The sequence below is a fragment of the Streptomyces sp. NPDC051364 genome, assembly GCF_040682115.1.
Taxonomy (GTDB): domain Bacteria; phylum Actinomycetota; class Actinomycetes; order Streptomycetales; family Streptomycetaceae; genus Streptomyces.
On sequence record NZ_JBFBAH010000071.1, the window covers coordinates 1 to 10,065 of the forward strand.

Consider the following 10,065-nt stretch of genomic DNA (forward strand, 5'->3'; position numbering starts at 1 on the left):
GCACACCCACCCCGGCCAGATCCGGCAGAGACGACGCCATGCCACCACCCCCGATGACGTCGTCTCACCGATCCAGATCTATGTCAACGGCATTGGGGCTAGCCCCGTTGCCGTCTCCTGCGTGAGCGGCCAGGACGGCATTGGCCCGAGCCGGTCGGGCCTGCCCCCGCTTCCGCACCAGGCGCACCCCGGGGAGGCCGGCCCGCCTGACCGCGGTGCGGGCGTGGGACACCGACGCCGGCCTGCCCCCGGCCGATTGCGGGCGCACGGTCCCCGCTTCAGCCGATGGAGGCCGTTGGGTGCGGCGCCGCTCCCCGGTCCTGTACCGGGTGTGGCAGTTGGGGCCGGTCTTGTACGAAAGGTTGCGCGGTGACAGCGGGGTCGCGTGGCTGACGCCTCTGCGTCCGCGGCGCGGCTGATGCTGCCCGGCGGACTCTCTTGTGACGGTTTGGTTCTCGCGGTCCCGCGCTCGCTGGCAACGCGTCCCGGTGGGAGCGGAGCGGGAACTGTCTCTGCCCGGGAAATGGTCAGCGTCTTATCGGCCGGGCCGGGACATTTGCCGGGCTTCAACGTGTGTCGCCTCCTGCCTTGCCTGCGTGACCGCGCAGGCAAGGCAGGAGGCGACGGGCAGAATGACCGCTGCTGGGTCTTGCGGGGTTCAGGAGCCCCGCAGGGGCAGGGCTTTTGGCAGGGGGAGTTACCTCCGGTCGTGCTGGGAAGGATTCAGCTCGCGAAGGCGGGACTGGTCCACCACTGCGTGTCGACCTCGCCGCAGGGCTGGATGGTGAGGAGCCTGCCCGCGGTTTGCGGGTAGTCCGCGCTCAGGCATAGTCCGGTGCCGGGGTTGTACACGTGTTCCCGCCCGCCGGAGGTGTCGTAGTCGATGCGGGGTACCCACACTTGGGTGTCGCTGTTGTTGCAGGTTCGGAGCTGGACGGTCGAGCCTTTGTCTGTGCCGGCGGGTTCCAGGCAGTGGGACTGGGAGTGGATGGTGCCGTTGGGTGCCATCAGAAGTTCCTGGCTTACGGTTCCGTTGCAGGTCCAGAGTTCGGCTGTGTTGCCCTCGAGGTCCCACACCGTGGTGTGGTCGATACACAGGTTGTTGTAGGCGAGTTTGATCGGTTCGGGGTCGAGGTCAAATGTCGCGAGGTACCCCAAGTTGGGTGCGCACCACTTCAGATACATCGAATCGAGGCCGGGCGGGTCGACGAACAAAGTAGAATTTTTGGACAGGCATAGGCCGGTATCTTGCAGGGCGAGGTTCGAAGTGGCATTCATACGCCATTGAGTCTGCCCGACACAGGGAGATACCCAGACAGAATATTCTACGATTTTGTGGTAAGGGAGCAGGCAGTTTCCGCTCCTCGCGTTCCGCAAGGAGTAGCTTGGTCCGAATTCCCAGCTCTGTAGATCGCTGGCAGTGCATGGCTCCGGTGACACTCCGGAATTGGGTTCGGGGGAACGTGCGCTCAGGCACATTCCGGTGGACATAACCAAGCTATTCGACGGCCATCTCCAGGATTGCTTCATGGAGCGGTTGCATCCAGTGAGGTAGGGCTTATCGCCGATTGATGGGAAGACCTCGTGGGCCAGGCACATTTGCGTAGCGGGGTGGTAGAGGCTTCCGTCGGCCTTTGCTTCCCAGACCTGCCTTGAACTCCCGATACATCCGCCTAGCCTGACCAAAGTCGATGTATCTGGTTCCATGCACAGGCCTCGGGCTCGGATGGATCTGTCCGCTGCTACTTTGTTCCACATTTGTGAGTGCATGGCCAGCTGCACGCATGGTTTGATACTGATGTTGTTGTTGTCGTTCTCGTCAGCGGTTAGGCAGCCGTTGTCGATGCTCGTGATCATTTGCATGGTGTCGTTCCACACCTGGTCCACGGGTTCGACCCAGCATTGCTTTTCCGAGCCCGGTGCCGGGTCTTTTTCGAAGGTTGTATTGCTGCATGTCACGGTCGCGCCTGCGCCGCCGCCTGGCGGGGGGCCTTGAAAGTTTTTGTAGATGTCCTTGGCGGGGTTACCGGTACCGTAGATCACGGTGGAGTTGCCTTTGATTTCGCAGGACTCCCATTCGTGACCGCAGAGCCAGCCGGTTGTAGGGGCTCCTCCGCTTAGGCCGAGGATGCCGAAGTCCACGGGGAAGTGGTCGGCGGACCGGCCGTTGGTGCGGCGTGCTTTCCAGGTGGTCTTGGTGATTGTGCGGTCGGTGACCATGTAGTCCAGTTCACGGTCTACACCGGTCGGGGAGTAGTGGGTGGGCAGGTTGGAGTTGTGGAGGTAGGTTCCCCCGGGGAGCTGGGGGCGCAGGCCGTCGGGTTCGCGGTTGAAGTCGCCCATGGCGGCGAACTGGCAGCCGGCCCTGGCTGCCTGTGCGGCGATGTAGCCGATCAGGATGGCGCCGTCATTCCCGTTGCCGGACATGGCGTGCAGGGTGTAGTAGATCGTGTCGTCGATCCGGACGCCGAACGCCGGCCGCGACCCCTGGAAGGCGTTGTTCACGGCGTAGACCCGAGAGGCTCGTTCTCGGGTGACCATGGCCAGGTTCACCCGGTGCCCGGTCGGGTCCGTCTCCATGAAGTAGACGTAGTAGTCGTGGCCGCGACTCCCGGTTCCCGACCGCCATCGAGACTCGGTGATAGATGGTAGCCCGGGCTCGGGTGTATGCGTTTGCAGAAGGGTGCCGCGTGGTTGGGCCCCGGCCTCTTGCAGCGCGAGGATGTCGTGGTTTCGCATCAGCTGCGGTACATCCGTGGTCCACTTGCTGTCGCGGCCATTGGTAGCGCCCTGCAAGTTGAACGTGATGAGCTTGAAGTCTTCCAGCGTCCGAGGGGCGGCTGTTGCCGGGGACGACGAGCACACGAGGCTCGCCAGCAGGAGCACTGCCGTCAGGACACCGCTCACCAAGGAGTGAACACGCCGCGCCGGTCCGCCTGAACGTGTGGAAGGAGGGACCCGGCGTCGTACGAACAGAGGGGATGACATTCGGGTCTCCTTCACTGCGATCGCCGAAGCGGCGAGTCGCCTTTGGGTACGCGTAGCTGTACTCGACCGGCACCAGACGTCCATTCCGGGCACGAGACAACCCGCAAGCCCGGAATACAGCAAAAAGCGCTCTTGGCCTAAGCCCGTGGGGATTCGCGACCAGGAAATCCACCGGTTGGCTGTGTGAACGGCCCCCCGATCCGCCCCCGGTGACCGTGATCGTCGACCCGGGCGATGACCTGGTGCACACCCGCGCTGCTCTGGCCGCACACGACCCGCTGGCGGGCCGGATCACCGTCCATCCCACGCCGGGTACCGATTCCACGCTGGCACTCGCCCACGACGTCCTGGCAGCTCTGGGCAAGCCCGTCCCTGTGGCCGGGTACCGCGGGCACGACACCGGCCCGGCCTGGGCCCTCGCTGCGGCCTGGATCCTCGCGACGGGTACGACGCACCTGCTGCTCCTGCGGGCACACTTCCTCACCCAGCCCCGCCTGGACGCTCTGCTGCTCCTGCGCCGCCGCACCGGCCTGCGGCTGACCCTCGTCGTCCACACCTCGCGCCTGCCCGCCGGCGTGGACCGGATCCTGTCCGGCGTCCGCCACCACTTCGCCGATGCCACGGCCCTCCTGCCCGCCGCGGACAGCCCTTCCGCCGCCGACTGCCCGCTGCCGCGCCCGCTGGCCAACCGCTGGATCGCCCTGCCGGCTCTGACCACCCTGCTGGCCTTCGACGAACCGACCTGCCCCTGCCGCTGCAGCGCACCGCTGGCGCCCGACCGCGACTTCTTCCCGCCAGTGATCCCGCAGACGACCCAGGCCGAGGTCGCCTGGCGCCTGCACCGGGCCACCGCCCACCCTCATCTGGCCGCCCAACTGGCTACCGCAGTGTTCACCGCTGAAGCTTCCCCTTGATCGTGGACACCTGGAGACTGGGATCTGAGGTTCCAGAGGAGGGTCTGTACGGTTAACGGTGGATCTTCGAACAGGAAGTGACACCTGATGACAGACGTGACCGTGTCGGCGGAGGCCGTGGCGGAGGTAGAGCCGTCCCGGTTGGCGCCGGACGTCCTGGATGACCAGTTGATCAGTCAGCTGGTGGACCGGGCCAAGGCAGACGGGATCAAGCTGACCGGCCAGGGTGGTCTGCTGCAGCAGTTGACGAAGCGGATCCTCGAGTCGGCCCTGGAAGGCGAGATCACCGACCACCTCGGGCACGAGAAGCATGAGAAGGCCGGCTCGGGCAACACCCGCAACGGGACCCGCTCGAAGACGGTGGTGACCGAGGTCGGCCCGGTCGTTCTCGAGGTCCCACGGGATCGCGAGGGCTCGTTCGAGCCGCAGATCGTCAAGAAGCGGCAGCGCCGGCTGACCGGCGTCGACGAGATGGTGCTCTCGCTGTCGGCCCGCGGCCTGACCCACGGGGAGATCTCCGCCCACCTCGCGGAGGTCTACGGCGCAGAGGTCTCCAAGACGACCATCTCCACGATCACGGACAGTCATAGTGGTACACGGGTCCCCGGTGGTCGTGACCCAATCACTGACTGACGTCCTGCTGGGCTGTCCTTGCTTTGATCTGTCCGACCGCCGGGGCCCGGTTCCCAGGGCTCCGGCCGGGCGGAGCATGACCTCATAGGAGCCTGGCCAGAGGCCCCCTGACTGTCCTGTCTGCCCTTTCCGGCCGGAGCCACCTTCGGCAAGGAAGGCATCTCCAGCATGACAGGCACAGAGGCGGCGGACACGACGGACCAGTTCGTGGTCGGCGGCGTGGACTCGCACGCCGACACCATCCACATCGCCGTGGTGACCGACCGGGGCGGGCACCTCGCCGACGCCCAATTCCCCACCAACGCTGCCGGATACGCCGCCGCGATCGCCTTCCTCCAGGCCCACGGCACCGTCGCTGCCGTCGGCGTGGAGGGCACGTCCTCTTACGGCTCCGGCTTCACACACGCCGCCCGGCAGGCCGGCCTGGCCGTCGTCGAGGTCAACCGGCCCGACAAGGCCGAACGCCGCAGGATCGGCAAGTCCGACCCGATCGACGCCTACGCCGCGGCCCGCGCTGTCGTCTCCGGACGCGCGACCAGCGCTCCGAAGGACGGAGCCATTGTTGGGATACGTGCTCTGCAGACCGCCGCCCGCTCGGCGATCAAGGCCCGCACCGCGACGCTCAACCAGATCACACACCTCCTGATCACCGCCCCCGACGCCATCCGCGCCAAGTACACCGACCTGTCCGGCGACAAGCGCATCACCGCCCTCGCCCGACTCCGGCCGGCCACCGACCCCGCGCACGCCCCGCTCCTGACGGCCCTGCGGACGCTGGCCAAGCGCGTCCAGAACCTGACCGAGGAACACACGGCCCTGACCGGGGAACTCGACCAGCTGGTCACCGACCTCAACCCCGGCCTGCGCGCCGCCTACGGAGTGGGTCCAGACACCGCCGCCCAGCTGCTGATCACCGTCGGCGCGAACCCGGCCCGCCTTCGCACAGAGGCTTCCTTCGCTGCCCTGTGCGGCGCGGCCCCCGTCCCCGCGTCGAGCGGGAAGACGAACCGGCACCGGCTCTCCCGGGGCGGCGACCGGGCGGCCAACGCCGCTCTCTACCGCATCGCGCTCGTGAGGATGGCCCGATGCCGGCGCACCCGCGAGTTTGTCGCCCGGCAGACCAGCGCCGGACGCACGAAGAAGGAGATCATCCGGCTCCTCAAACGCGCGATAGCCCGCGAGGTCTTCCGGCTCTTGACCACCCCGGTCCAAGTCCCCGAGATCGCGGACCTCCGTCCGGCCCGGCAGACGAAGAACATCACTCTCACGGCCGCCGCCAACCACTTCGGAGTGTGGCCCGCCGTCATCTCCAACATCGAACGCGGCCTCCGCCGCGACGACGCCTTCGCCGATGCCTACCGCCAGTGGCTCACCGCCGCTTGACCGACAATAGGAGCATCAAGGTGGTCGACGGCATGAACGAATGGCAGAACCGGCCCCTCGACTCGGTCTACCCGGTTTTGTTCATTGACTGTGTCCACGTGAAACTGAGGGACGGCAAGGTCGCGAACAGGCCGGTCTACGTGGTCCTGGCGGTCACCGTCGAGGGCACTCGCGAGATCTTGGGCTTGTGGGCCGGCGACGGGGGCGAGGGTGCCAAGTACTGGCTCCAGGTCCTCACCGAGATCAAAAACCGCGGCACGGAAGACGTCTGCATGGTCGTCTGCGACGGGCTGAAGGGGCTGCCCGACGCGATCGGGACGGTCTGGCCGCAGGCGATCACGCAGACCTGTGTCGTTCACCTGCTGCGGGCCTCGTTCCGTTACGCGGCCCGTCAGGACTGGGACAAGATTTCGAAGGCGCTCAAGCCCGTCTACACCGCGCCGACCGAGGACGCCGCCACCGAACGCTTCCTGGAATTCCAGGAGGAATGGGGCAGGAAGTACCCGGCGATCGTGCGGCTGTGGGAGAACGCCTGGGCCGAGTTCGTGCCCTTCCTCCAGTTCGACACCGAGATACGGCGGATCGTCTGCACGACGAACGCGATCGAGTCCGTGAACGCGCGGATCCGCAAGGCCGTCCGGGCCCGCGGGCACTTCCCGAACGAGCAGGCCGCCATCAAGTGCGTCTACATGGCCATCATGAGCCTGGACCCCACCGGCCAGGGACGCAAACGCTGGACCCAGCGGTGGAAGGCTGCGTTGAACGCCTTCGAGATCACCTTCGACGGCCGACTCTCAGCCGCCCGCCGCTGAACCCCCAACAACTCCAGAACCACCGTTCACTGGACAGACCCGCCCGCATGCCAGCCACACCAACTCAACGACCACACAGGCGTAAAGTCAGCAGCATTGTGCGTAGGAGGGGAACTGGAAGACCGTCAGCCAGTCGGCGTTCGCTTCGATGAACGCTCTCATCTGCGGCATCAGGTGAGCGCGCAGGTTGTCCCAGACGAGCACGATCGGGCCGTCGAGCTGGATGTGCGCGCGCACGATCAGGTCCCGGTAGTCCCGCCAGGTGAAGCCCTTGGGCTCACCTTTGCGGCCCCGGTAGACGTGGAAGCTGTAGAACAGCCGGGAACGCTCGCCCTGTCGGAAGCAGGTCATCCCGGCCATCGAGACCCGGCCGGATCCCCGGCCGCGAACACGGACCTCCGGGGTCTGGCCTATGCGGCCCCAGGTCCTGGCGCGCGGCGGTCTCAGCGACTGCCCGGCCTCGTCCTCGAAGACGATCCAGGCCCCGCGAGCCGCCGCGGCGCTTTTACCCGCGGCCAGACCTCCTTCTTCCACAGTTCGACGGCCTCATCGTCACGCTCGATCGCGCGGCGGGCCGGCTGCTGCCACGACCAGCCGTGACGCTTGAGCAGCCGCCACGTCCCCTCCACCGTGTAGGTGACGTGGAACAGGCGGCCGATCAGCGTCTTCACCCGGGCCAGCGTCCACCGCTGATCCGCCCAGCCGTAAACCAGCGGACCCCGCTCCAACTCCCGCTCAAGCCTGGCTACTTGTCTTTCGCTCAGCCTCGGCCGACCGGGCGATCCCTTCGAGTGGACCCCGACCTGACCATGCTCCCGCCATTGGCGGCGCCAGCGTTCCACCGACCGCTCGCTCACCCGCAGCGCGGTCGCGATCTCTCTGTTCTTCTCCCCGCCCTCGAAGCGGACCACGGCCTGCAGCCGGATCCGCTCCCGCGCGGCCCTCTCGGCGTCGGTCAAGCCGCCGCCCTGCGCGTACCTCACATCCCAGAGCTACCGGAACGGTCCAGACGCTGTCAGGCGAACAGCCCCGACATCACCCAATCAAGTTCAGTACGCGAGAACTGGGCGCAACTGAAGGTCCAGCCGGACCTGCGCATCGGGTTACTGCCCGAACATCTCGAAGCGGTGAAGCGCTGGCTCGCAGCGGCCGGGACTCCGCGGTAGCGGCGCGGCCTAACGTCGCGCCGCTACCGCTCTGCCTCCGCCAGCGCGAGCAGCCGCTCAACGGACACGGACCTCGCGTCGAACGTCTCCTTGTAGCCGCCGATCGGCATCTGCACGTCGCCGAGGAACACCCCGTGCCCTTCAATCCTGAGTCGGCGGATCACGCTCTGCTCAACCCGATAGGCATCCGCGCCCGTGGCAAAGTCGATCTGGGTGAACTGCACCCAGCCCTGGCCCCGGAACCGAGCAACACGGTCCTCGCGGGTCCGTAGTCCAGTGATCCCGATCTTCACGGCGCCGTACTCCGCGTGGGAGAGGACGTACAGGCGGGCCGGGGCGCCCGGATCCAGTCCGTAGCGCGCGCAGTGCTGGCAGCACTCGCCCCTGGTCCGAACGTTGTTCAACCGGGGCGTGGAGGTCTTCGTGCACCGCTCGCATAGCGAGAGCCAGGGCGAGGCGATGTTCTTGAACGGCTCCAGGGGGCGGAAGCCGGCGGCCCGCATGTCAGCGACCGCCTCGTGCGGGTCGCCGGGGCCATAGCGCTTGCAGAACCGGCAGCCGCCGTTGCGGCTGGTGACGTTGTCGTACCGGGGCGCCACGATATGCCCGGCCGCGACGCACTGTGAGAGCCACGGCTTGCCGGTCCCGAGGAAGTTCACCAGCACGATGAAGCCGTGCTCCAGCATCGCCGCCTTGGCCTCTTCTGGGCTCTTCGGGGCGTTGGGCGCGCACCAGATGCAGGCCCCCTGGCCGTTCATCACGTTGTTGCGGTTCGGATAGATGACCTGCCGGCACGGGATGTGACGGCACAACCAAGGTTCGCGGGCACGGCCTGGGTAGGGCTCCAGGGGCTCGGCGTTGCCCAGCCGACGCATGTCAGCAGCCGCGACGTTACTGACTTCGGCGTTTCAGGGTGAGGCTGGGGTGTCGAGGGTGAGGCCGGTGGCGGCTATGAAGCCGTCGAGGGTGTGGGGCCGGTATTGAAGGCGTTTGAGGCGGTTGCGGACGAGGGTTTCGAGTCGCTCGAGGGCCATGACGGCGAGGTTGGCGAGGCTGCGTTTGACGTGGGCCCATACCCACTCGACGGGGTTGAGGTCGGGCGAGTAGGCGGGCAGCAGGAACACCGTCAGCCATGCCCGCTCGGCGACGAGGTCGCGCATCTTGCGGGAGACATGGGTGTTCAGGCGGTCCCAGACCAGCACGATCGGTGCCCTGACCAGGTGGTGGACGCCGTCGATCAGCGCGATGAAGTCCCGCTCGCCCATGCTGCGACGTGCGCCTTTCCCTGCAGGATGGCTCCGCAGACGGTGACTCAGCCGGGTCCGGGACCCCGGCCGCATCGCGATCAGCCCGGCCACCGACAGCCGTCCCGAACGCCGGCCGCTGATGGTGACGACCGGAGTCACTCCGCGGCGGCCCCAGGTCCGTCCCCGCGGCGGCCTGCGGGTGAACCCGGCTTCGTCCTCGAAACAGACGTAGCCCCCGCAGGCCGCCCTCGCCCTTTTACCTCCGCCCAGGTCGCCTCCTTCCACACGGCGACAGCCTGCTCATCGCGCTCAGCGACCCGCCGGGCGGGCACCTGCGGGGAGAAGCCGAGCCGGTGCATCAACCGGGTGGCACCGGAGACGCTGTAGGTGACGTGGAACTTCCTGCCGATCAGCGTGGCCACCCTCGAGGCGGTCCACACCTGGTCCTCCACCCAGCCATGCGCGGCCAGCCCCTGCTCCAGATACGCGGCCAGCTTCTCCAGAGACCGCGGGGACAGACGACACCGCGACCCGCTCGGACCGCGGGACGCCAGAGCCGAAACACCGCCGTCCCGCCACACCTGGTGCCACAGGTAAGCCGACTTCACACTCACTCGCAGCCGCCGCGCGACTTCCGGCGGCTTGATCTTCTGCTCGAACAGCCCGGCTGCCTGCAGCCGCACCGCCTCCCGGCGCCGACGTCCCGCAGGAGTCAGCCCGCCCCCATCCGCATATTTCACACACCACGGATACAGCCACCCACCCACACCCATCAGGGAGTTCGGAAAAAATCACCCCAACGAGCTGAAGTCAGTAACTCGGGGGGCGAGGAGGCGCCGGGGATGGTGTTGCGACCGCCGGTTGAGCCGATGCTGGCGCAGGCCGCGGAGTCGTTGCCGGGCCCGTCCGCGCTGCGCGCGGG

At 67.2% G+C, this 10,065-nt stretch carries 8 protein-coding genes and 2 pseudogenes; 4 read left to right on the forward strand and 6 right to left on the reverse strand.

All coding sequences use genetic code 11. The annotated features are described in order from the left end of the window. Window positions 1-723: 723 nt before the first annotated feature. The gene (locus AB0M76_RS43080) at window positions 724-2,886 is read right to left on the reverse strand and encodes a ricin-type beta-trefoil lectin domain protein (RefSeq protein WP_365958234.1); all 2,163 of its coding nucleotides are present in this window, start codon (window positions 2,884-2,886) and stop codon (window positions 724-726) included. Between the two features lie 311 nt (window positions 2,887-3,197). Between AB0M76_RS43080 and AB0M76_RS43085 the strand changes: the two genes are divergently transcribed. The 4 genes and pseudogenes from AB0M76_RS43085 to AB0M76_RS43100 all read left to right on the forward strand — a co-directional run. Next, on the forward strand, window positions 3,198-3,902 hold the full coding sequence (locus AB0M76_RS43085) for a hypothetical protein (protein ID WP_365958235.1): 705 nt from the start codon (window positions 3,198-3,200) through the stop codon (window positions 3,900-3,902). Window positions 3,903-3,989: 87 nt separating this feature from the next. Next, a pseudogene (locus AB0M76_RS43090) lies at window positions 3,990-4,484 on the forward strand (transposase); the annotation flags it as partial. A 219-nt stretch (window positions 4,485-4,703) separates the two neighbouring features. Next, on the forward strand, window positions 4,704-5,918 hold the full coding sequence (locus AB0M76_RS43095) for an IS110 family transposase (protein ID WP_365958236.1): 1,215 nt from the start codon (window positions 4,704-4,706) through the stop codon (window positions 5,916-5,918). Continuing rightward, window positions 5,912-6,730 (forward strand): annotated as a pseudogene (locus AB0M76_RS43100) (IS256 family transposase); the annotation flags it as partial. The gene AB0M76_RS43095 and the pseudogene AB0M76_RS43100, both read left to right, overlap by 7 nt. Window positions 6,731-6,817: 87 nt before the next feature. Here AB0M76_RS43100 and AB0M76_RS43105 read toward each other — a convergent pair. From AB0M76_RS43105 to AB0M76_RS43125, 5 genes are all read right to left on the reverse strand, one after another. Beyond that, window positions 6,818-7,264: a transposase gene (locus AB0M76_RS43105; protein WP_365958237.1), complete on the reverse strand. Its 447-nt coding sequence runs from the start codon at window positions 7,262-7,264 to the stop codon at window positions 6,818-6,820. Continuing rightward, window positions 7,174-7,713, reverse strand: a complete 540-nt coding sequence (locus AB0M76_RS43110; protein ID WP_365958238.1) for a winged helix-turn-helix domain-containing protein — start codon at window positions 7,711-7,713, stop codon at window positions 7,174-7,176. The genes AB0M76_RS43105 and AB0M76_RS43110 overlap by 91 nt, the downstream gene beginning before the upstream one ends. A 206-nt stretch (window positions 7,714-7,919) precedes the next feature. Continuing rightward, window positions 7,920-8,771, reverse strand: coding sequence for a hypothetical protein (locus AB0M76_RS43115; RefSeq protein ID WP_365958239.1), 852 nt, complete (start codon window positions 8,769-8,771; stop codon window positions 7,920-7,922). Window positions 8,772-8,804: 33 nt separating this feature from the next. Beyond that, on the reverse strand, window positions 8,805-9,236 hold the full coding sequence (locus AB0M76_RS43120; RefSeq protein WP_365958241.1) for a transposase: 432 nt from the start codon (window positions 9,234-9,236) through the stop codon (window positions 8,805-8,807). A gap of 62 nt (window positions 9,237-9,298) precedes the next feature. Next, on the reverse strand, window positions 9,299-9,883 hold the full coding sequence (locus AB0M76_RS43125) for a winged helix-turn-helix domain-containing protein (protein ID WP_365958240.1): 585 nt from the start codon (window positions 9,881-9,883) through the stop codon (window positions 9,299-9,301). Window positions 9,884-10,065: the final 182 nt, after the last annotated feature.

Excerpts from the sequence above, each read along its gene's own strand:
- AB0M76_RS43095 (WP_365958236.1), top strand. The coding sequence starts at position 4,704 with ATGACAGGCACAGAGGCGGCGGACACGACGGACCAGTTCGTGGTCGGC.
- AB0M76_RS43115 (WP_365958239.1), bottom strand. The coding sequence starts at position 8,771 with ATGCGTCGGCTGGGCAACGCCGAGCCCCTGGAGCCCTACCCAGGCCGT.
- AB0M76_RS43120 (WP_365958241.1), bottom strand. The coding sequence starts at position 9,236 with ATGCGGCCGGGGTCCCGGACCCGGCTGAGTCACCGTCTGCGGAGCCAT.